At 57.5% G+C, this 21,809-nt stretch carries 23 protein-coding genes; 21 read left to right on the top strand and 2 right to left on the bottom strand.

The genetic code is table 11. The features are described from left to right. Nucleotides 1-137: 137 nt before the first annotated feature. The 18 genes from L6D74_RS13720 (at nucleotide 138) to L6D74_RS13635 (ending at nucleotide 13,731) form a co-directional block, all read left to right on the top strand. The gene (locus L6D74_RS13720) at nucleotides 138-659 is read left to right on the top strand and encodes a hypothetical protein (RefSeq protein WP_236189522.1); all 522 of its coding nucleotides are present in this window, start codon (nucleotides 138-140) and stop codon (nucleotides 657-659) included. Continuing rightward, a complete protein-coding gene (locus L6D74_RS13715; protein ID WP_236189520.1) occupies nucleotides 656-1,243 on the top strand; it encodes a phage baseplate assembly protein V in 588 nt (195 codons plus the stop codon). The genes L6D74_RS13720 and L6D74_RS13715 overlap by 4 nt, the downstream gene beginning before the upstream one ends. 55 nt (nucleotides 1,244-1,298) lie before the next feature. Continuing rightward, complete coding sequence (locus tag L6D74_RS13710) at nucleotides 1,299-1,532, top strand: hypothetical protein (protein ID WP_236189518.1); 234 nt, start codon at nucleotides 1,299-1,301, stop codon at nucleotides 1,530-1,532. A 5-nt stretch (nucleotides 1,533-1,537) separates the two neighbouring features. After that, nucleotides 1,538-1,864 (top strand): GPW/gp25 family protein, encoded by a 327-nt coding sequence (locus L6D74_RS13705; RefSeq protein WP_236189516.1) that lies wholly within the window; start codon nucleotides 1,538-1,540, stop codon nucleotides 1,862-1,864. Then, nucleotides 1,861-2,745, top strand: a complete 885-nt coding sequence (locus tag L6D74_RS13700; protein WP_236189514.1) for a baseplate assembly protein — start codon at nucleotides 1,861-1,863, stop codon at nucleotides 2,743-2,745. Before L6D74_RS13705 ends, L6D74_RS13700 begins: the two co-directional genes overlap by 4 nt. Continuing rightward, complete coding sequence (locus L6D74_RS13695) at nucleotides 2,746-3,351, top strand: phage tail protein I (RefSeq protein WP_236189513.1); 606 nt, start codon at nucleotides 2,746-2,748, stop codon at nucleotides 3,349-3,351. After that, nucleotides 3,348-4,904: a phage tail-collar fiber domain-containing protein gene (locus L6D74_RS13690; RefSeq protein WP_236189512.1), complete on the top strand. Its 1,557-nt coding sequence runs from the start codon at nucleotides 3,348-3,350 to the stop codon at nucleotides 4,902-4,904. The genes L6D74_RS13695 and L6D74_RS13690 overlap by 4 nt, the downstream gene beginning before the upstream one ends. Before the next feature lie 9 nt (nucleotides 4,905-4,913). Then, a complete protein-coding gene (locus tag L6D74_RS13685; protein WP_236189511.1) occupies nucleotides 4,914-5,336 on the top strand; it encodes a tail fiber assembly protein in 423 nt (140 codons plus the stop codon). 103 nt (nucleotides 5,337-5,439) lie between these two features. Then, nucleotides 5,440-6,606 carry a phage tail sheath subtilisin-like domain-containing protein gene (locus L6D74_RS13680; protein WP_236189509.1) on the top strand — a complete coding sequence of 389 codons (1,167 nt, stop codon included), beginning with the start codon at nucleotides 5,440-5,442 and terminating at the stop codon, nucleotides 6,604-6,606. Nucleotides 6,607-6,618: 12 nt separating this feature from the next. Next, on the top strand, nucleotides 6,619-7,122 hold the full coding sequence (locus L6D74_RS13675) for a phage major tail tube protein (RefSeq protein ID WP_236189508.1): 504 nt from the start codon (nucleotides 6,619-6,621) through the stop codon (nucleotides 7,120-7,122). A 10-nt stretch (nucleotides 7,123-7,132) separates the two neighbouring features. Next, on the top strand, nucleotides 7,133-7,447 hold the full coding sequence (locus tag L6D74_RS13670; RefSeq protein WP_373874469.1) for a phage tail assembly protein: 315 nt from the start codon (nucleotides 7,133-7,135) through the stop codon (nucleotides 7,445-7,447). A gap of 156 nt (nucleotides 7,448-7,603) precedes the next feature. Further along, nucleotides 7,604-10,048, top strand: coding sequence for a phage tail tape measure protein (locus L6D74_RS13665; RefSeq protein ID WP_236189506.1), 2,445 nt, complete (start codon nucleotides 7,604-7,606; stop codon nucleotides 10,046-10,048). Nucleotides 10,049-10,057: 9 nt separating this feature from the next. Further along, the gene (locus tag L6D74_RS13660) at nucleotides 10,058-10,903 is read left to right on the top strand and encodes a phage tail protein (protein WP_236189505.1); all 846 of its coding nucleotides are present in this window, start codon (nucleotides 10,058-10,060) and stop codon (nucleotides 10,901-10,903) included. Next, complete coding sequence (locus L6D74_RS13655; RefSeq protein ID WP_236189504.1) at nucleotides 10,878-11,084, top strand: tail protein X; 207 nt, start codon at nucleotides 10,878-10,880, stop codon at nucleotides 11,082-11,084. Before L6D74_RS13660 ends, L6D74_RS13655 begins: the two co-directional genes overlap by 26 nt. Before the next feature lie 90 nt (nucleotides 11,085-11,174). Beyond that, nucleotides 11,175-11,498, top strand: a complete 324-nt coding sequence (locus L6D74_RS13650; RefSeq protein ID WP_134785659.1) for a hypothetical protein — start codon at nucleotides 11,175-11,177, stop codon at nucleotides 11,496-11,498. 59 nt (nucleotides 11,499-11,557) lie between these two features. Then, nucleotides 11,558-12,607, top strand: coding sequence for a phage late control D family protein (locus tag L6D74_RS13645; protein WP_236189503.1), 1,050 nt, complete (start codon nucleotides 11,558-11,560; stop codon nucleotides 12,605-12,607). Nucleotides 12,608-12,637: 30 nt separating this feature from the next. Further along, entirely contained in the window at nucleotides 12,638-13,201 is a 564-nt protein-coding gene (locus L6D74_RS13640) for a glycoside hydrolase family 19 protein (RefSeq protein ID WP_163974208.1), read from the top strand. Beyond that, complete coding sequence (locus tag L6D74_RS13635; RefSeq protein ID WP_236189502.1) at nucleotides 13,183-13,731, top strand: lysis system spanin subunit; 549 nt, start codon at nucleotides 13,183-13,185, stop codon at nucleotides 13,729-13,731. Before L6D74_RS13640 ends, L6D74_RS13635 begins: the two co-directional genes overlap by 19 nt. 51 nt (nucleotides 13,732-13,782) lie before the next feature. On the opposite strand, the gene L6D74_RS13630 is transcribed toward L6D74_RS13635, so the two are convergent. Next, entirely contained in the window at nucleotides 13,783-14,118 is a 336-nt protein-coding gene (locus L6D74_RS13630) for a GrlR family regulatory protein (protein ID WP_223008187.1), read from the bottom strand. Nucleotides 14,119-14,357: 239 nt separating this feature from the next. Here L6D74_RS13630 and L6D74_RS13625 point away from each other — a divergent pair, with 239 nt between their 5' ends. The 3 genes from L6D74_RS13625 (at nucleotide 14,358) to umuC (ending at nucleotide 17,917) form a co-directional block, all read left to right on the top strand. Continuing rightward, nucleotides 14,358-15,152: a DNA adenine methylase gene (locus L6D74_RS13625; RefSeq protein WP_236189501.1), complete on the top strand. Its 795-nt coding sequence runs from the start codon at nucleotides 14,358-14,360 to the stop codon at nucleotides 15,150-15,152. A gap of 1,069 nt (nucleotides 15,153-16,221) precedes the next feature. Continuing rightward, nucleotides 16,222-16,647, top strand: a complete 426-nt coding sequence (locus L6D74_RS13620; RefSeq protein WP_236189500.1) for a LexA family protein — start codon at nucleotides 16,222-16,224, stop codon at nucleotides 16,645-16,647. Beyond that, complete coding sequence (gene umuC, locus L6D74_RS13615) at nucleotides 16,640-17,917, top strand: translesion error-prone DNA polymerase V subunit UmuC (protein WP_236189499.1); 1,278 nt, start codon at nucleotides 16,640-16,642, stop codon at nucleotides 17,915-17,917. Before L6D74_RS13620 ends, umuC begins: the two co-directional genes overlap by 8 nt. 209 nt (nucleotides 17,918-18,126) lie before the next feature. Here umuC and L6D74_RS13610 read toward each other — a convergent pair whose 3' ends face one another. Next, nucleotides 18,127-21,639 (bottom strand): NACHT domain-containing protein, encoded by a 3,513-nt coding sequence (locus L6D74_RS13610; RefSeq protein ID WP_236189498.1) that lies wholly within the window; start codon nucleotides 21,637-21,639, stop codon nucleotides 18,127-18,129. Nucleotides 21,640-21,809 lie beyond the last annotated feature (170 nt).

Here is a 21,809-nt window from a genome sequence, read left to right as displayed (position 1 = left end):
CTCCCCCGCTGACCGGGTAGGCCCGCAGGCGCTGCCGCACTTCGAAAGCTGGATCCGCAAGGCCGACGAACACCTGGTGCATGTCCTGCAGCAGGAACTCAACTTTGAGCTGAAGAAGCCACCGAGGGGGAAATAACGTGATCGAACATGTCGAGGAGCCGTTAAGTTTTGAGCAGCTTTATCAAGCCATCGAACAACATATTCAGCATCAGTTGCCATGGGTGCAAACGGTGGCCATGTGGCCCAATGACTTGGATCGTCTACCGCTGCCGGCAATACTGATCGAGCTGGCCGAGATGGAGCCGGGTCTAGATCCGGGAACAGGCGAAACCGGTTTGGCCTGCAAGTTCGAGGCGCGGGTGATCACCGATCCCATTCAGCCGGATCACCATCAGCAGGCGGTGTTTCTGGCCGGTCATCTTGGCGCGCTACTGCGCATGCAGAGCTGGGGTGTGGCGGTCGAACCGGCCGAGTTCGTGCAGGCCATGCCCGACTGGACCAAGCCCGAGTTGGACGGCTACACCGTCTGGGTTGTGGAGTGGACACAGCAGATCTACCTCGGTGACGCCGAATGGCCATGGCCGGATCAGCCACCGGGCACCCTGGTACTGAATACCGAACCGGGCGACGGCCCGTTCCGTCCGGAGGACGTGCCATGAGTCCAAGTTACATTGCCGCACAGCACGACCGCATGCTCGCTGGCCTGGTCAAGGACTGCTACGTGGTCGCAGTTGACCTTACCTCGTCACCACCGGCCTGCCGCGTTTCGGACGGTGAGTGGGTCAGCGGCTGGGTGCGCTGGCACAGCATTGCTGCCGGCAAGGCGCGGCACTGGCGGGCGCCCAGCCTGAACGAGCAGGGCACCCTGATCAGTGCCAGCGGCGACGTGGCTCAAGGCACGTTCATTCCTGGCCTGTACGGCAACGGCGGCGCGCCGCCGGACAACCGCGACCATGTCGAAGTCTGGCATTTCGAGGATGGCGGGCGCTTGGTCTACGACTGGCAGGACAGCATTTACAGCATCACCCTGCCCACCGGAACGGTCGCCATCAAGGTCGGGGCGACCCAGGCCGAGGTAACCGACAACGCTGTCACGGTGAACTCGGGAACGATCGATCTCGAAGCCACGGTGAACATCAAAGGGCCGGTCAATATCGAGGGACCGCTGCACGTCACCGGGGACATCACCAGCGACGGCGCGATCCTGGACACCACCGGCAACAGCAACCACCACAAGCACTAGCGAATCTTTTCCATCCGGCCCGCCCAGTGCGGGCTTTTTCATGCCCGGAGCAATCATGGCCAAACCTCAAGACCATTCAACGACGCAGGATTCTGCCGCTGTTATCCAGCCGATCTCGGCCGCCTCGTCGCTCACTTTTCGCGACACCCTCTACACCTCGCGCACGGTGATCCTTCCGGACGGTCGCACGATTCCCGTGATCAAGAGCCTGGTCTCGGTCGAGGCGGGCGATGACATCGCGCTGAAATGCCTCAAGGCCCACCCTGAATACGAGCAGCTCAAGGAGTAGACACGATGATCGGAATGGATCGCCACACCGGGCAGCCCATCTCCGGCATCGAGCATCTACGTCAGTCAGTCGCGGACATCCTCGGCACACCGCTGCTAAGCCGTCGCGAACGGCCGGAGTACGGCAGCAAGCTCCGGCGCATGGTTGACCTGCCCATCAACGAAGGCTGGAAAAGCGCGGCGCAGGCTGAGGCCTTAAGGGCGCTCAACCAATGGGAGCCACGGCTCAAGCTTGAGCGTGTCGTGGTGGTCTCTGTCCTGGGCGGTCAAATCAATTTCAAGATCAGCGGCGAATACCTCGGTGAACGCGGCACGTTGGAGGTGTGGGTATGAGTACCCTGGTGGATCTGTCGGAGCTACCGGCACCGGACGTGCTGGAGCCGCTGGACTTTGAGGACACCTACAGCGAAGCGCTGGGCGTGTTCCGTGGGCACATGGGTCAGAACTGGACAGCTTCGCTGGAGAGCGATCCGGTGACCAAGCTGCTGGAGGTTGGCAGCTACATCAAGCTCGGCAATCGGGCGCGAGTCAACGACGCGGCCAAGGCCCAGTTGTTGGCCTATGCCACCGGCACTGATCTGGATCACCTGGCCGCCAACGTCAACCTCAAGCGCCTGGTGATCCAGGCTGCGGATCCGTTGGCTGTGCCGCCGGTGGAGGCGGTGATGGAGTCCCACGATGCGCTGCGTGAGCGGGTGCAGCTGGCCTACGAAGGACTGACCACGGCCGGGCCGCGCAACAGCTACATCCTCCATGCTCGGAACGCCTCGGCGCTGGTGGCCGATGCGACGGCCGAAAGTCCGAAACCGGCCTGCGTCGATGTCACAGTGCTGGGACTGGAGGGCGACGGCACGGCTGGGCCGCAGATCTTGGCTTTGGTTGCGGCGGCCGTGAACGACGATGACGTGCGCCCTGTGGGCGACCGCGTCACCGTGCGCGGCGCCGAGATCCTACGTTATCGCGTCGACGCCGTGCTGCACATGAAAGGTAGCGGCCCGGAGAACGACGCAGCGCTGACCGAGGCGATCCGTCGACTGGAAGCCTGGATCAATCCACGGCGCCGCTTGGGCGTCGAGGTGGCTCGGTCCGGTGTCGATGCGCAGCTGCATGTCGCCGGTGTCGGCCGGGTGGAACTGAAGGATTGGCAGGATCTGAAACCTACAAAGGCACAGGCCGCGTACTGCACGGGTTACACCGTCGTGCTGGGAGGTTGAATGCGCAGTCTCTTACCGCTCAACAGCACGCCACTGGAACGGGGTATCGAAGCGACCTTCGCCGAGACCACCTTGATTCCGTTGCGCGCGCTGTACAACCCAGATTCCTGCCCGGAGCATTTGCTGCCACATCTGGCTTGGGCCTGGTCGGTCGACCGCTGGGATCCGGAGTGGCCGGAACCGGTCAAGCGCGCCGCGATCAAGGCCTCGTTCTATATCCACAAGCACAAGGGCACCATCGGTGCTTTACGTCGGGTAGTCGAGCCACTGGGCTACCTGATCGAGGTGCTGGAGTGGTGGCAGACCGTGCCGGAAGGCGTGCCGGGCACCTTCGCCCTGAAGGTCGGTGTCCTTGACACCGGCATCACCGAGGAAATGTACCTCGAACTCGAACGTCTGATCGATGACGCCAAACCCGTCAGCCGGCAACTCACCGGCCTGGCCATCAGCCTTGAAACGCAAGGCGAATTGAACATTGCAGCGTCCCTCTACGAAGGCGACGAAATCGACGTCTACCCGCCTGTGATGCGCGACATCGAAGTCACCGGCCGTTTCGGCGTGGTCGGGCGCGAACACACCATAGACACCCTGGACATCTATCAATGACTGATGCGAACTCACAGTTTTTCGCCATTCTCACGACTGTGGGAAAGGCCAAACAAGCGAACGCCGACGCGCTCGGCATTCCCTGGCTGATCACCCAAATGGGCGTCGGGGACGCCAACAACATCGATCCGGTCATCCCCGCTGAAGGGCAGACCAAGCTGATTAACGAATGGCGGCGCAAGCCGCTCAACCGGCTGTTCGTCGACCCTGTTAACCCGGCAGTGCTGATTGCTGAGCAGGTCATTCCGGCCGATGAGGGAGGGCGCTGGATCCGCGAGATCGGCCTGTACGACGCGGACGGCGATCTGGTGGCGGTGGCCAACTGCGCGCCGAGCTTCAAGCCGTTGCTGTCACAGGGCTCGGGCCGCACGCAGATCGTGCGCATGAACTTCATCGTCACCAGCACTGGCAACATCCAGCTCAAGATTGACCCGGCGGTGGTGCTGGCCACGCGGGCCTTTGTCGAAGCGGCGATTCTGGAAGTGCTGCCGAAGAACAAGACGCCGGGCCAGTTCACGCGGGTCAAGGTCAATGATCGCGGGGTTTTTGTGTCGGGTGATAACCCGAGCACGCTCGCCGGTATGGGCATCACGGACACCTACACAAAGCCAGAAATCGAATCGATGATCGCGCAGGCCTCCGCCTTGCCGGTCGGTGCCACCGTGGCGTTTCCGCAAGACAAGGTCGCGCCCGGGTTTCTGGAGCTGGACGGCAGCGTCAAGAGCATTGCGGTCTATCCCGATCTGGCGACGTTCCTCGGCACGGCTTTCAACAAAGGCGATGAAGGCGCCGGCAATTTCCGCTTGCCGGATTCGCGCGGCGAGTTTCTGCGCGGCTGGGATCATGGGCGCGGTGTGGATGTCGGCCGTGTTGTGGGTTCTTCGCAGAAAGGTACGGTTACAGTCTTCGACAGTAACCAGTCCGTAACTCCCACGGTGGAGGTTGTGGCGGCAACGGTTGCAGCGGCGCAGGCTGACGCATTTATTGCGAGCGACTATCCCGGTGTAAAGCGGTCGGTAGTCAACACCGGGGTTCAGGTAGATCCTGGTTTTGCTGACGCAGGTGTGATGCGCCCGCGAAACGTGTCGGTAATGTGGTGCATCAAGGCCTGGAACGCGCCGATCAATCAGGGAAACATTGACATTCAGGCGCTGGCAGCCTTAGCGACGCAGGCCACTGAGATCAAGCTCGGTACGGCCAAGATCGCTACGCAGGCGCTGATCGATGCGGGCGCCGATGACGCCACTATCGTCACACCGAAAAAGCTCCGCTGGGGATTCTCAGCAGTCTTTGCGAATAACGGTTACATCGTTTTTCCTTCCTGGCTGGGCGGATTGATCCTGCAGTGGATCGGGACGACCAATCTGGGAACTCAGGGAGCCTATTCGACGTGGGTGCTGGGCTTTCCAAATGCCTGTTACGGCGTTTGGGTGACGGGGGCTAACGGGTCTTCACCTGGCAGCATTTCATTGGGTGACAAGCAACTGACGAAATTCGCCGCGTTTTCCTCAATCCTGCCATTCAGTTTCGGCGCCATCGGTATCGGGCGTTAAGGGGGATTCATGAAGAGTTTTTACAGTCAGTCAACGGGCTGCACTTATCTGGAGGGTCTGCACGAAAGCATGCCTGCCGATGCAGTGCAGATCGATTTGGATCGGATACTTTCGGTGATGGGGAATCCGGCGCCGGGAAAGGTGCGCGGTCATGATGAATCGGGACTGCCGATTCTGATCGATCCATCCACCGACGAGCTGGCGGAGGCGGAACGCGGTTGGCGTGACGCCGAGATTGAGCGGGTACTGTGGCTGCGTGAACGACACCGCGATGAGGTGGACAGAGCGCGCGAGACGACATTATCGGCTGAACAGTTCGGCGAGCTTCTGGATTACATCCAGCTCTTGCGGGATTGGCCGGCCAGCGCCGAATTCCCTGATAAGGCGCATCGCCCAGCGATGCCTGATTGGGTAGCCGGCCAAGCCCAATAATCGCTCCGCAATGACGGGGCATTTTCTTTTCTGTTATCCGCCTCACTTACACATTCACAGCCTCGCTTTTGCGGGGCTTTTTCGTTTCTGGAGATTGACCTCTATGAGCTTTTATCACGGCGTTACGACCACTTCGGTCGATACCGGCGTACGCACTATCTCGCTGCCGTCCTCGTCGATCATCGGCCTGTGCGACACCTTCACCCCTGGACTGGTCGGCGGCGGTACCGCCAAGGCCGGTGAGCTCAAACTGATCACCACCGAGCGCGAAGCCATCGCCGCATTCGGCGCGGGTTCAGCGATCACCAAGGCTTGCCAGGCGATCTACACCAAGGCCAAGGCGGTGATCGTCGCCATCGGCGTGCCGAAGATGGAGGATCCCGCACTTCAGACCTCGGCGATCATCGGCGGCGTCTTGGCCTCCGGACAGCGTACTGGCCTGCAGGCGCTGCTTGATGGCAAAAGCCTGTTCAACGCCCAGCCGCGATTGCTGATCGCCCCAGGGCATTCAGCGACACAGGCCGTGGCGACGGCGATGGACGCCCTCGCGCAAAAACTGCGAGCCATCGGCATCATCGATGGGCCATGCACCACTGACGAGGCCGCGATGGCCTACGCCGACAACTTCGGCAGCCGCAACCTGTTCATGGTCGACCCTGGGGTGCAGTTCTGGGACACCGATACCAGCAAGACCGTTGATGCGCCGGGATCGGCATGGACCGCCGGCCTGTTCGCCTGGACGGATGCCACCTACGGTTTCTGGGCCTCGCCGTCGAACAAGGAGTTCACCGGCATCACCGGCACCACTCGCGCCGTCGAGTACCTGGATGGAGACGAGACCTGCCGGGCCAACCTGCTCAACAACGCGAACATCACCACGATCATTCGCGACGACGGTTACCGGCTGTGGGGCAACCGCACCCTGTCGAGCGATCCGAAATGGTCGTTCGTCACCCGCGTGCGTACGCTGTTCATCCTCATGGACGCGGTGCAGGCCGGGCACAAGTGGGCGGTCGACCGTTCGATCACCAAGACCTACGTCAAGGACGTCACCGACGGCTTGGAAGCGTTCATGCGGGACCTGAAGAATCAGGGTGCCGTGATCAACTCCGAGGTGTTCGCGGATGAGGAGCTGAACACGGCCAGCCAGATTGAGCAGGGCAAGGTGTTCTGGCGGATCCGCTTCACCGACGTGCCGCCGGCCGAAAACCCGAATTTCCTCTTCGAAGTCACCAACCAATGGATGACCGAAGTCCTCGAATCGGCCTAAGGAGGCCCCCTGATGAAACCTGAAGTGTTGTCCAATTGCGCGGCGTTCATCGACGGCGTCAGTTTCTCCGGTGATGTGCCGAGCCTGACCTTGCCCAAGGTCGTGCTGAAAACCGAAACCTACCGGGGCGGCGGCATGGCCGGTGAGATCGAAATCCCGGTTGGTGTCGAAAAGCTCGAATCCGGATTCACCACCAACGGCGTGCGTCGTGAGGCGTTGAAGTGGTTCGGGCTGTCCGACCGCACCGCCTGCAATGCCGTGTTTCGCGGCACTTTCAAGGGCCTTCAGGGCAAGGTCACCCCGGTCATCGTCACCATGCGTGGTGGCCTGAAAGAAGTCGACATGGGCGACTGGAAGGCCGGTGAAAAAGCCGAGACCAAACACAGCATGGCATTGACCTACTACAAGCTCGAAGTCGGCGGTCGATTGATTTACGAGATCGACATGGTCGGCATGGTGCTGGTGATCGACGGCGTCGACCAGCTCGCAGAAGAACGTTCGGCCCTGGGCCTTTAAGGAATACGCAATGAATCAAGCAACTCAAACCACACCCGAAGAGCCGCTGCCAAAGTGGATGGAGCTCACCGACGAAGGTTGTCGAATCAGCTTCAAATATCCGACCGAACTCAATGGTGTTCAGGTCGACCGCCTGGCGATGCGCGCACCTTGCGTGCGGGATGTGCGGGCCGCGCAAGCGGCCTCTAACGGTGACGCCGAGCAGCGGGAACTGTCGTTGTTTGCCTCGCTGACCCAGACCCCGGAGGCGGATCTGTTAGCGCTCAAGCTGGTCGATTACATGCGCCTGCAGACCGGCTATTTTCGTCTGGTCACGGACGAGTAAATGTGACGGCTCCACGTTGAAGCTCCTGGCCAAACGCATGGCCAAAGAAACCGGGTTCTCGGCAGCTGAGATCACGGCCATGCCCTTCAACGAACTGGTGTGGTGGCTCTCTGACTGAGCCACCGCTCAACACTTTCCGACGCATAAGGCACGCTCATGGCGAAGAACCTCGCGCTTGGCTTTGTCATTGGCGGCGCCGTCGATCCGACGGTGGGCAAAGCGTTCAAGGACGTCGAAAGCAAGATCAAACATCTGGATTCGGTAGGCAGCAAGGCCCGAGTCCTGCAGAACACCATCGGCGACACGATGCGTCTGCGCGATGAATGGCGCAAGGCGCATACGACCGGCGCTGAAGGCGCCGACAAGCTGCTAGCCAAGTATGAAAAGAACCTCGCGCTGCTTAAGAAACAGGGCGTCGAGGTGGGGCGGTTGAGCAAGGCTTACGCGACGATGGGGCGCGTGGCCGCCGGCGCTGAATTGAAAGCACTGGGACACCGGCAGATCGAGGAGGGCCGGTCCGGTCTGAAAAGCACCCTCGGTCAGGCCGGAGCGCTGACCGCCGCCGCAGCCATTCCGACCAAGGTCAGTGCCGATTACGGCGCGATCATTCGCGACATCGCGATCAAGGCCAACATTGCCAACTCGCCGGAAGAGGCGCAGCTGTCCAAGACCGTGATCGACACGTCGCGCGATACCGGCATGGCACGCAATCAGGTGGCCGAAGTGGTCAACGCCCTGGTCGGTGCCGGCATGGAGCTGGACAAGGCACTGGCCTATGCACCGACGGCGGCCAAGTTTGCCGTGGGACAGGGATCGGAGGGCACTGAAACGGCCAGGATGATCAATGCTCTGGGACAGAACGCCAAGATCACTGACCCCAAGGTGATGGAGAAAGCGCTGGAAGCCATCGCCTATCAGGGGCAAGCAGGCAGCTTTGAAGCGGTCGACATGGCACGTTGGTTTCCTGAACTGCTGGCCGGCATGGGCAAGCTGGGCATCACCGGCATGGATTCGGTGACGCAGCTGGGCGCCATGCTTCAGGTGCAGATGAAGACGGCCGGCGGTTCGGACGAGGCGGCGAACAACCTCAAAAACTGGATGGAAAAAATCGGTTCTGGCGAGACGGTCGAAGCTTACAAAAAGGCCGGCATCGACTACAAGGGCTCGATGCAGACAGGTTTGCAAAACGGCATGTCCACACTGGAGTCCAGTTTTGCCCTGGCCCAGAAGTACATCCAGGCGATCGATCCGAAGCGAGCCGCCGAAATGGCCAAGGCCACGGCCGCTATCAGCAAAGAGGCCGATCCCGAAAAGGCCAAGGCCATGATGAAGTCGCTGGAAGAGGCTTTGCGCACGGGTGACTTGTTTGCTGACATGCAGGTGAAAGCAGCCCTGACCGCGTACATGCAGAACAAGGATCTATACAGCCAGCTGAAAAAGGACTCGGCCGACGCTACCGGAATCCTCGACAAGAACCTGGCTGAGCGTCGACAAACCTCGGCGCAGAAATGGTCCGAGATGGCACAGTCCATGGATGACGCCATGCGCAGCATCGGCGATGCGCTGCGGCCGGTAACCGACACCGTGGCCGACGGTATCAACAACGTCAGTCGCAAGCTGTCGGGGTTCGCCGATGAGTTTCCACGAGTTGTCGTTGGGATCGGCACGGCCGTGGCTGGACTCGTTGCGCTCAAGGGCGCGGTCAGCGCATTCAAGGTCGGCAAGGGTCTGATGAACCTCGGGCGCGGCACGCTGATGGGCAATCCGAACATCCCGCAAAAGGTGATCGTCACTAACCTGCCAGGTGCAGGTAGTGGGCTGGATGCCGGTGACGTGAGTGGCGGCGAAAGTAAGAGGGGCAAAGGCGGAAAGGGTGGTGGCAGCGGAGGCGGTGGTCGCGGCGGCAAGATCGCCGATGGCGTCAAGGGGCCGGCGATCTTGGCGGTGGTCGACGCCGGCTTCAAGGCCTACGACACCTACGAAAATGCCGTGACTCAAGACGAAAAAGCCGAAGGCTACGGCGAGGCTGCGGGTGGACTGGCCGGCACTTTGGCCGGAGCAGCTGCGGGCGCCGCCATCGGAACGGCGGTGCCGATCATTGGCAACATCGTCGGTGGGCTGATCGGCGGATACCTCGGTTACATGGGCGGCGATGCGGCCGGCGGTTTTTTGGGCAAAAAACTATTCGGCACCGATGAGTCCCTCAAGCGAGTACCGGATGCCGGGCCATTGATGATGGCCAGCGCCGGCAAAAACCTGCCGCCGGTGATGGGCGATATTGCAAAGTCGTTCGAGCCCAAGGCCGCTGCTGGTCCATTGGCACCTGCAGCAATGGGCGATGTGGCCCGGTCGCTTGCAGCACCTGCTACAACGCCGGTGCCTCCGGCATTGTTGGCCGCCCCGGTTCCGGCCGCGAAAGCAGACACGCCGAAGGTCGAGCAGCGGGTCGAGATTTCGGCGCCGCTGCACATCACAGTCCAAGGCGATGCCAAGGATCCGGCGCAAATGGCGCGAGAGCTGCAGCCCTACATCGCGCAGCAAATGCAGCAGGCCACGCAGCAGTTGCAGAACCGCAAACTCTACGATGAACCGCATGTGTAAGGAGGACTGATGGCCTATATGGAACAGCTGCAGTCAGGGCTCAAGCAACTGGCGGCGGCGGGAGAGACCGGACGGCGTAGCCTCGACGGCATGATGGGGCCGGTCAACGGCGCTATCAGCGAGATCAGCGGCGCGGCCTCCGAGCTGGAAGGCATTCCGATTGTCGGTCCGGCAGTCGGTGAGAAACTGCAGCGCGTGATGCGCGGGGTGAATGCCGCCCAGGCCAAGGTCGGGCAAGTGGTGGCCACGTACAACAAGGCCACCCGTGCGGTGTCGCAGATTGATGAGCGCATGGGCCAACTGAAGGAGCAGGCCGCCCGGGCGTCGACCGCCATCAATAAGATCGCCGGCAAGGTTAGCCCATCGCTGGGGAACATCCTGCCAACCGGATCGCTGGCCGGTGACGCGACGCCAGTACCGGAAGCGGTGAAGCCATTCCCGCACCTGCTGATCGTACAGCCACTGGATCCCAAAGCGGTCCCGTATTACTTCAACCTGGATACTGCCGCCTTCGACGAATTGCGACGCTCGACGGAGTACCGCTGGGCCTCGCAGGAGCGCCTGACTCGCCGGCCTGCGCAGCAAGCGGTGGGCATCGGTGAGGACAAGATCACTCTCAAGGGCGCGATCTTTCCGGGTTTCAAGGGTGGCATCAAGCAACTGGATACGCTACGCAGTCTCGGTGCTCAGCAGCTGCCACTGACGCTGACCACCGGCAATGGCGACGTGCTCGGCACCTGGTGCCTGAAGAACGTCGACGAAGAACAGAGCGCGCTGTTGCAGGGTGGTATCCCGCGTAAACAGGCGTTCACCTTGGAGTTTGTGCGCTATGGCGATGACTTGCAGAACATCTGACGGAGATCTGCTCGATACCCTGTGTTACCACGCTTATGGGCATCTCAACGGAACGGTCGAGGCGGTGCTGGATGTTAATCAGGGCCTGGCCGACGAGCCGCAACCGTATCGCGCCGGCATCGTGATCGAGCTGCCGGATCTGCCGGCGCCCGACGAGAGTGAGGTGATGTTGTGGGGTTGAGTGCAATGTCGAGCACGATTTAGCAGGGTTTGCCCTGCCCGTCGGGCGCCGATAAGCTTGTCATTTTTGCGAATGACTAAGGCGCTCCTCATGGAAAGATCAACAGAGTTAAGGAAAGTAAAACGCAGCATTTGGGGGGAGCTCAACTACAGGCTGAACTGGATCATCTTCGGCACCATCGGTGCGATCCTCCTGGCCTTTATTCCTGTACTCGGATGGCTCCTCGCTATTGGGGTGATGGGAGCAGTGCTATTCAAGACTTTTGGTTTTCGAGAGACCCAGCTTGTCGGCAACTGCCCGGCATGCACCAAATCGCTACCGGTTGATCCTAAGAACGATGTGTTTGCCTGTCCCGTCTGCAACAGCGTTATTGCCGTGGGAGAGGACAGCCTGACCATCGTCAAGATCGACTGACCAGCAGAAAAGTGAAACCACTGAGCCCGCCTTGTGCGGGCTTTTTATTGGACGAAACAATGACCCCAATCTTTCGTGTCGTAGCCGACGGCGCCGACATCACCCAGCGGATCAATGATCGCCTCCTGCAGCTGAAGACCACCGACAAACCCGGTATGGAGTCCGATGAGTTCGAGCTGCGCATCGACGACCGCGACGGTAAGGTGGTGCTGCCTCCACGCGGGGCCAGCATCGAGATCTACCTGGGCTACGCCGAAACCAAACTGACCCGCATCGGCCGTTACGTTGTCGATGATATCGAGCTGTCCGGCCCGCCGGATACATTGGTGATCACTGGCAAGGCCAGCGACATGCGTGGCAGCGGCAAGACTACTCGCAGCGGCAGCTGGGAAAATGTGCCGTTGTCGCGGATCGTCGCCGACGTCGCGGCTCGCAACGGCTGGCAGGCGGTCTGCCCAGTGCAGACCAAGGTGCCCCGCGCCGATCAGCTCAACGAATCTGACTTCAATTTCATCACGCGTCTGGCCAAGCAGTACGACTGCACGGCCAAGGTGGCCGACGGCAAGCTGTTGGTGATGCCACGTCAGGGTGGGGAGAGCGCTTCGGGCAAAGCGCTGGGAACGGTGACTATCCATCGTCGGGACGTCAGCCGCTTTCAGTTCAGAGTCGGCGACCGCAACACCCACAAAGCCGTGTCGGCCAAACACCAGGACAAGAAGACCGGCAAGCTCGCCGTTGTCACACTCGACAACGACGAATCGCCGGACGGCTTACCGCCGGTGCACACCGACCGCCACATCTATCCGAACAAGTCAGCCGCCGAAGCTGCTGCCCAAGCCCGCCTCACTGCATTCAATCGCTCCACGGCCGGCGTCCGACTGGAGATGGTAGGGCGCACCGATCTTTTTGCCGAACGATCGATCAACGCCCAGGGCTTCAAAGTCGGGCTCGACGGCGAGTACCTGGTCGACTCCGTAGAGCAGGTCGTCACTCAGGCCGGCTGGAGCACAACGGCCGAGTGCAACGGCGGCAAGAAGGGCAAGGCGAAAGCCAAAGGCAAGAAGAAAAAGCCGGCGAAGGATCTGAAGGTTGTTCAGATCAAGCAGTAGCGCCGAAGTCCCACAACCGAGGAGAACTCCATGTCACTGACAGAGCAACAACTGCAACGCATCATGCCCAACGCCCGCCGCCAAGCGGGCGTTTTTGTTTCTGCGCTCAATGCCGCGATGATCCGCCGGCAGATCAACACACCGCAACGCCAAGCTGCGTTTCTCGCCCAGGTCGGGCACGAGTCCGGCGAGCTGAATTACGTGCGCGAACTGGGCGGCGACCAGTACCTGAGCAAGTATGACACCGGGACTCTGGCCGCACGGCTGGGCAACACGCCCGAGGCCGACGGCGATGGCCAGCGTTACCGTGGCCGGGGGCTGATACAGATCACCGGCCACAACAACTACCTGCGCTGCAGCTTGGCGCTGTTCGGCGACGAGCGTTTGTTGCGTACGCCTGAGTTGCTGGAGCTACCGCAGTGGGCCGCCGAGTCGGCCGCGTGGTTCTGGTGGGTTCGTGAGCTGAATGCTCTGGCGGATCGACACGAGTTCGAAGCGATCACCCGCAAGATCAACGGCGGCCTGAATGGTCTGCAGGATCGCTTGCAGTTGTGGGAGCGGGCGAGGGCGGTGCTATGCGCCTCGGCGAAATGATCCCGGCGCCGTATCGGTTGTTGGTCAACGCGGCGCTGCTGGCCACTCTGGCCGGCGGATCCGCTGCTATCGCCTGGCAAGTGCAGGACTGGCGCTACGGCAAACAGCTCGCCGAGCAGGCCCGCCTCCACACCGAATCGCTCAATCAACTGGCCCTGGCCTCCGCGGCGCAGCAGCGCGCCGAACAAGACAAACGCCTCGCGCTCGAGCAGCGCCTGGCTACCAGTGAACAAACTCATTACCGAGCCTTGACCGATGTCCAACGTAATCAAGATCGCCTGCGTGACCGTCTTGCCACTGCTGATCTGCGCCTGTCAGTCCTACTCGACGCCACCACCAATGCCGGCAACGGATCGGTGCCAACCTCCGCCACCACCGGCAGCATGGTTCATGGTTCCACAAGAGCCGAACTTGACCCAGCGCATGCTCAACGAATTATCGGCGTCACCGACGACGGCAACCGGGGATTGATCGCTCTGGCCGCGTGTCAAGATTACGCACGAGAGGTATCGCGGAAGAGGGAGAGGTAGGAGCTGACTGCAGGTTCGAGGTCGAAACCTTCAGCTCCCCGAGAGCACTTGCTACACAGCTGGCAAGAGTTTCCTACCGGTCAAAGCTAAGCGAATACTCGAGTTGCCGGCAACGGTTCCACTTAGGGAAAGAGTGCCGGTCTCGTAGTTAATCTCACCGCTGGCGTCGAGCGTGTAGTTGTCGATTCCAGTGACGCTCGTGTTCCCATCCTTCCATTTGGAAACCTGAAACGGCCCGGAAAACCTACCAGAGGTTTGAGGTACATGGCCCTGGTACAAAAAATTTGCATCCCCCCCATTCACGGCCCCGTCCTTGATGACCACAACGCCGGATCCGCTATCTGGAAGGTTCGTTTCAAACTCTACCGAAAAAATTCCGTTCGACATCTCGATGCTCCTGTGTGATGGCCAATTGAGACTAGGTCACTCAAGAGAATTAGCAAGGAGAAGGATTCCCTACATATCAATCGTCGTAAAAAAGAGCGGCCGGTCCAGATGCGCCAACATCCGGATCGACCGCCGTCCCTGCAGATTGTCCCTGCAAGTCCAGCCAAGGCTCTTGCTCCGTGCACAAAGCGCGGCGAGCCTAGCACCTGTTTATCCATACAGTAAAGGTCTTGCTTTTTATGTCTACACCCATCATCCCTTGGATGGGCGGTAAACGCCGCCTGGCCGACCGCCTACTTCCGCTTTTTCCGCCTCACGAATGCTACGTCGAAGTCTTTGCCGGCGGTGCCGCGCTCTACTTCATGAAGCCCCAGCCATCGCCCGTGGAAGTCCTCAACGACATCAACGGCGACCTGGTCACGCTTTACCGCGTCGTGCAGAACCACCTCGAAGAGTTCGTGCGCCAGTTCAAATGGGCGCTCAGTTCGCGGCAAGTGTTCGAATGGCAGAAGATGACCCGCCCCGAAACCCTCACCGACATCCAGCGCGCCGCCCGATTCTTCTACCTGCAGCACCATGCCTTCGCTGGCAAGGTCTCCGGGCAGACTTTCGGCACGGCGACCACCGCCCCGGCCATCAACCTGCTGCGCATCGAGGAAAACCTCTCGGCCGCGTGGCAACGCCTGTCCGGCACCTACGTCGAAAACCTCCCCTGGCTTGAATGCGCTGAACGCTACGACCGTGCCCACACCTTCCATTACATGGACCCGCCTTACTGGCAGACCGCCGGCTATGGCGTAGACTTTCCGTTCGAAAACTACGAGCGGATGGCCGACTTCATGCGTCGCTGCAAAGGCAAGGTGATGGTCAGCATCAACGACCATCCGGATATCCGCCGCGTGTTTGCAGGCTTCCATTTCGAGACTCTGGACATCCGCTACACCACTACTAATCAGCGCCAAGGGAAGGCCGACGTCACTGGTGAGCTGGTGATCATGAACTGGGAGCCGGCAATGCTGGGCGGCCTGTTCTAGCTCCAGAGCTGCCCGCCTGCATACAAAGTAAGAATAAGAGTAATAAGGTTGATGGTTTTGATGTACGCAACAATCAGCAGTGCATTTATCATTTTAAATACTCGCAGAGGTACGCGCCGTTGTTGTGGCGGTGCTTGAGGAATGAAGTTCTCTGTAACTGTTGCTAACAGTACGGCTAGATAAATAACTGCGTCAATATGTGATGGTGCTGCTTTCCAAAAAAATAAGCTCAATCCCCATGGGTCGAGCGAGTGCGGATAGTGTTGTGTTGTCTATGGCCCTTGTATATCAAGGCTTTCCGGCTGTTTTGGCTCGGCAGTAAAAGGGGCGGGCTAGTGCGAGATTTTATCAAATCCTATTGTTGGAATTGAGTTTGGAAAAGCTATCATGAAATTGGTAGCTAAATCCGATGTTAGGAATTGAGATTGAAATAGCTATCGTGAAATCGGAAGTTAAATCCGATGTTAGGAATTGAGATTGGAAAAGCTATCGTGAAATCGGAAGTTAAATCCGATGTTAGGAATTGAGATTGGAAAAGCTATCGTGAATTCGGTAGTTAAATCCGATGTTGGGAATTGAGATTGGAAAAGCTATCGTGAATTCGGTAGTTAAATCCGATGTTGGGAATTGAGGTTGGAAAACTAACGTGAAATCGATAGCTAAATTCGACGTTGGGAACTGAGGTCGGGAAGCTAACGTGGACGCCGTAGTCAAATTCGACGTTGGTAATTGTGCCTGAAAAGCTATCGTGAAAGCGCAAGCTAAATTCAGCGTTGGGAACTGAGGTCGGGAAGCTAACGTGGACGCCGTAGTCAAATTCGACGTTGGTAATTGTGCCTGAAAAGCTATCGTGAAAGCGCAAGCTAAATTCAGCGTTGGGAACCGGCGCTCCACATAGGAATTCGAAATCTAGGAAGGGTATCGGATGTTGGATCGCTATCAGAAAACGTTTGAACGTTCGGGTGTCCGTCCATGATCAGCCCGCCTGTCCGATATCTCCTACAAGAATTGACCTCAAGGCTTTCAGAAAGTTAACTGTATATTTGTACAGTATCGGAAGTCGTGCGTCATGAATTACTCAATTCTCGGTTCCATCAGTGAGGGCGGCTCGAAGGTGCCGCTGTGTCTCTTCCGCGTTCCGGCAGGCTTTCCCTCGCCGGCAGCAGATCACATCGAAGCGCAGATCTCGTTGGACGAAGTACTGAACATCCGTGCGCCTCACGTCTACCTGGTATCGCTCTCTGGCGAAAGCATGCAGGGCGCCGGGATCTATGAGGGAGACCTGGCCATTGTTGATCGATCAATCGAGCCTGCCCACGGCCACATCGTCATTGCGCTGTTGAACAATGAACCTGTGTGCAAGCGCCTGTGCCTTCGCGGCAGGGAAGTTATCCTGATGTCGGAAAATCCCAAGTACCCGCCACGTTACGTTCTTGAAGGTGATGAGCTGGCGATCTGGGGAGTGATCACCAGCAGCGTACGCAGCCATGTCTAAGGCGCTGCCGATATTCGGCCTGATCGATTGCAATAGCTTCTACGCCAGCTGTGAACGTGTGTTCCGACCAGACCTGGCCAAAGTACCTATCGTGGTGCTGTCGAACAACGACGGCTGCGTCATCGCCCGTAGTTACGACGCCAAGCCCTACGTGAAAATGGGTGAGCCGTACTTCCAGATCAAACACAAACTCAAGCAACACGGCATTGTCCCGTTCTCCTCGAACTACGCGCTGTACGGTGACATGAGTGAACGTGTCATGACCTTGATCGAGTCCATGGTGCCGGCCGTCGAGGTCTACAGCATCGACGAAGCCTTCGTCGACCTCACCGGCATCAACGACGTGGAGGGCCTCGGCCGCAAGATCCGCAGCCAGGTGCTGCGTTGCACGGGCATCCCCGTCGGCGTCGGCATCGCGCGCACCAAGACCCTGGCCAAGCTGGCCAACCACACAGCCAAACGCCTGCAGGCGCAAACCGGTGGTGTCGTGAACATCTGCGATCCGATCAAGCGCGACTGGGTGTTACGCAACACGGACGTAGCCGAGGTCTGGGGAGTAGGGCGACGCATGAAGCTGCACCTGGATGGCATGGGCATCAAGACCGCGATGGACCTGGCCAAGGCAGACGCTTGGACGCTACGAAAAAATTTCAGCGTGGTGATCGAGAAGACCGCCCGTGAATTGGCTGGCACTGCATGCCTTGAGTTGGACGAGCCAGATCCACCCAAGCAGGAGATCTGTTGCAGCAGGATGTTCGGTAAGCGCCTCACAGAAATGGCACCGATCAAGGAAGCCGTCGCCACATACGTGATGCGCGCTTCGGAAAAATTGCGGGCCCAGAACTCACTGTGTAAGGAGATCCGCGTCAGCATTCGCACCGACATGTTTAATCCGGACGAGGCCAAGTACGCAAACGGCGTCCTGATTGAACTGCCATATCCCACCGATGATTTGCGTCTGCTGACCAACGCATCCGTCAACGCTGTCGAGCGTGTATTTCGGCCGGGATTCAAATACAGCAAGGCAGAGGTGATGCTCGTCAATCTTTGCCAGCCTGGTGAATTCACTGAAGATCTATTTGCCACCACGCAATCGGCCGAGGCGACGAACTTGATGACGGTGCTGGATAAGATCAATGAGAGATGGGGCAGGGGAACACTGCGGTCTGCGGGCGTGCCCAGCAATCCGGATTGGGCAATGCGGCGTGAGATGATGAGTCAGAGCTACACGACCAAGATTGATCAGCTGTGGACGGTAGCTTGTATTTAGCAGAAGTGTCCCGTTTTATTGTTACTGGACACCGAAAACTGGAAACAAACATCTTGAAATTCCGCGATGGAACGGATGCCCGGCAAATAGTAATCCAAGAGAAGTAAGTCGAGCCCTAATATTCGACTTCGAATTGCTATAATGAGTGTAAAATGGAACTCGAGTTAGAGTAATAATATCAGTCAGGGTGCAGAAAAATGGAGTCAACACTAAACAATCTGTAATCGCTCGTCTTCCCGCACAACCATAACGTTGAGGCGGCCAGCGATAGGCTCGATCGCCTCAAGCAGGGTGCTTTCCATATTTTCTGTAGACGGATCGTTATAGATCTTAATAAGTAGGTCAAGTGCAGCGCGGTTCCCGTGCGCTACGATGGCGTTTATTCCGGCAAACGGGATATTCGGACGTTTGCAGCGTGTGAAAAGTTCAGCAAGATTGAGCGGAAGAAGGAGTCTTCTACGTTGTAATTCGTCAATGGCGCTTCGAATTTTGTGTCCATATTCGTCTTCGTCATCGAATCTGGTGTCATCAGGATCGCCTAGTGCGTAAATTAACCGCTTCAGATGATCTATTGCTCTCACCGAGCCTAGCCTTACTGCAGATAATGCAATGGTTAGCCTCTGTATTTCACTTGCGTCTTCTAAATCAATCCAGTCGTCAACAAGGTTGGCCCATGCATCGAGTGCTGGGTGAGGAGGAGCAGGCATAAGCGCTCCTCCACCGAAAAAATCCATCTCAAAAATGTATGTCATACCCAAAACGGCGCGGTCTGCAAAGTCTGCTGCTTCCTTAGCATTGGTGACCCGATCTCTAATTGTTGTCGCGGCGGCTATACCTAGATCACGGAGAGGATAATGTCCAAAAAGAGAGATGGTAAGTTCAGCGAAGCGAAGATCTATTGTCGCTAGATCCCCAATCAATAGTCGAAAAGCCTGTTCGTCGCTAAAACGTGCAGAAAACAGTAACATGATATATCGCAAGCTGATCGCTAGACTTAGATCTTTGGAACAGTCGCGTATGAATGAAGCTCTCTCCTTGTCTGTTTTTAGGATGTATGTAACTGACTCGGCAATGCGCTCTCGCAATCGTAATTCAAGGCTTTCATTGCGAAGGATATTTAGAATTGCTTCTTTCGGATGACGGCATTTTGATATTGCTTGAAGAGCTGCCCAGCGATCATCATCCAAATGGATTGCACGTTCAATGATCGGCCAGGCTCTGTCGTCTAAAGTTTTTCCAGCGATAGAGAAAGCTACAAGTCTCAACTTGTCCGTAAGCATTTCGTTGCAAGCAAGTTTGAGCGCGATTTCTGGTGTAATTCTATCAGGATTTAGTGCTCCGATCAGATCTGTTAGCCCACTTAACTGCGCTATAGATGTATTAGGATCAAACACTTTGTGGATGTAAAGCTCGAGGGCCTCATCGCCTAGGCTATCGATTGCTGGCTGAAGCGAGTGCATACTCATAAAGCGCTGGAGTCCATTTTCAAGAACAGTGCATAGGACCTCACGCGTAAGTGCCGGATCGTTGGTTTGGGTGACGATTTCGCCGGCTCCACTCGGTATCAACTTGCGCTGGCTTAGCATGGCCCGAATTTTAGGATTAAGTGGTTTTGAGAAACCGTCTACTATAACTCGGCCTATGCGATCCCTGATAAAATAAGATGATATCTCCCACACTGTGGCAAGCTGTACAGCTATCTCATCTTTAAGCCCAGAGTCCACTTTTGCACCATTGACGATGCATCGAGCGACTAGTCGCAAACCAGTGGAAAACGCATCATCTCGACGCCCTAACATCTGCCGGATGATCGGCGATGGTTTAGGATGCAATTCTAGTGCGAACTGAACCACCTGCGCCCAAGGTCGTTGAATCGCATCGTCAATACGTTGTGAAAGGGTTTGGGACTGCTCGCGAATTAGGTAGCAGGCAGCAAGATACTCTTGAACAATAGGGTAGGGAAACTGCAGTCGAATTGCGCTTTGCCTACGTAGTACACCCTGCGTCAACAAACAGGCGAGAACCGCTTCCGCTGATTCTTTCTGCACTCCAACTCGAGCAGCAGCATCAAGTACCTCTCGTTCTGTTGTTCCAATCTCTTGTGCCTCCAAGCGACCAAACGCCAAAACTTCAGCGACTAGACGCAGACTTGATATGTTGGATGAGGGGGATAGAAGCACTTTATGCTCATGTGGCGCGAATAGAGTTTTAAGATAACTTTCTATCAGGTCAACCCGTCCACGAGGCATCGTCATTGCTTTGCCGGTAAGTGCCAACAGCATCGAGAGAAATAATGGGATTTTAGCTAAGCGGGCGACATCTGGATAAGCCTCAAGGCGGCGGGAAAACTCCCAGCTATCAAGATCAGGGATTCGACTTTTCATTGCATCGGCAAAGCGAACTACGTCTAAGTCATTCAGAGGCATTAGTTCAATAAATCGAGCGTCCGCCGGCCCGCTAATAACGGCCGGATCACGCACTGTCATAAGCCATGGTACTAGTGGGTGTCGAGCCGAAAAGGTGGCTATGCGATTAAGTACGGCCTGGCGTTGGCTCGATGGTATTTCATCTAGTCCATCGAATAGAGGAACTACAGAGCCCTGCTCAGCCAGTCGATTCCAGTCAACACGAATGTCAAGTTCTCGATTTTTCTCATTTGCAAGGAATTCTAAGGTGCTAACATTAGATGCTGCAAATGTTGCAAGTGGTATAAGTACCGGAACATAAGAGGTACGGGCTAATCGAGCCGCCACCGCGTTCAGTAAGGCTGATTTTCCGTAGCCTGGTCCTGCCACAATTATGTATCTGTCAGATTGTTGTTGTGGGAAGCTTTTGAGGTCTACGCTGCTTTGCTCAATAGGAGAGTTTAAGACAGGCTCTTCATCCTCAAAGTCTGTCGGAGCAGAGCGATCAAGATCTCGCGCACGTGGCCAAACAAAAAGATCGTCGCTACTGCCAGAAACCCCCGTACCTGGAATTTCGATCCGAGATAGGCGCATAATCGTAGATCGATATGCGGGAAGTCCCCATTCCGCAGGTTCTTTAACTTCTATACCAAATTCGTTTGCCAGTTTTGTGCGAAGCGCAACGGCGAGAATTAGTGCCCTTTGCCGAGCACTACCTCCGGCAATATCCCTTAAAACCGACAAAAGACGAGCTGGAAGAGAGAATGCTGTGCCGAGGCGGCGCCGCTCGAACGCCCGCTCCATCTCTTCCAGCGGTAAAATCTCTACCGTGATACGTCGGAGCAGTTCGAGTGCGTCGACATCGGTAATCAAATGAGGCCCGATGGCAGAGAGTACTTTTTTATTGTGAACTGACAGTCGCGCTGACCACTCTCCGGCGTCCTGGGCCGTCAATGCGCGCTCCGCTAAGTCTCTAATGGAGCGCGCGGTTTCGTCTGCTTCAGCTAGTACGAGTAAAAGACGATCTTCACCTGCAAATTCTGAGCTTACGAATTGAGCAGATAAGTCAGCCCACATACGCTTCCAAGGTTCGCCAGAAGTACGAATACGTGTTTTGGCCTGGATCCACTCTCGATGTCCATCGGCATATCGTACAACGATGTCATCAACATCTGCGGGGGCTTCTAGCCGTACCTCGACAACCCTCTCTCGCGGGGGAAGAGGACGTAGATCTAGTAGGTCGGCAAGTAACCCCGCCGCTACCGTATTTTGGTAGAAGATCCCATCTTGAGTTGTAGAACCACCTAGCTCTGACATTTAGTTTTTCATTCCCGGCAGCGCTCGGAGGACGTGTATTGGAGAGACATTAGTAGTGAATTTTCTCGCGCCGTGATCAGTTAAGCAATGCCGCAGCGAGCTGTCATTTTGAGGATGGCGTGACAGAAAGGGCGTGGGTGATGCCTAGATCGATATGTGGTCATTGTGCG

The organism is Pseudomonas pharyngis, from assembly GCF_021602345.1.
GTDB classification, from domain to species: domain Bacteria; phylum Pseudomonadota; class Gammaproteobacteria; order Pseudomonadales; family Pseudomonadaceae; genus Aquipseudomonas; species Aquipseudomonas pharyngis.
Note: the sequence above shows the minus strand (reverse complement) of the source record. Positions and strands in the feature narration are given on the sequence as shown.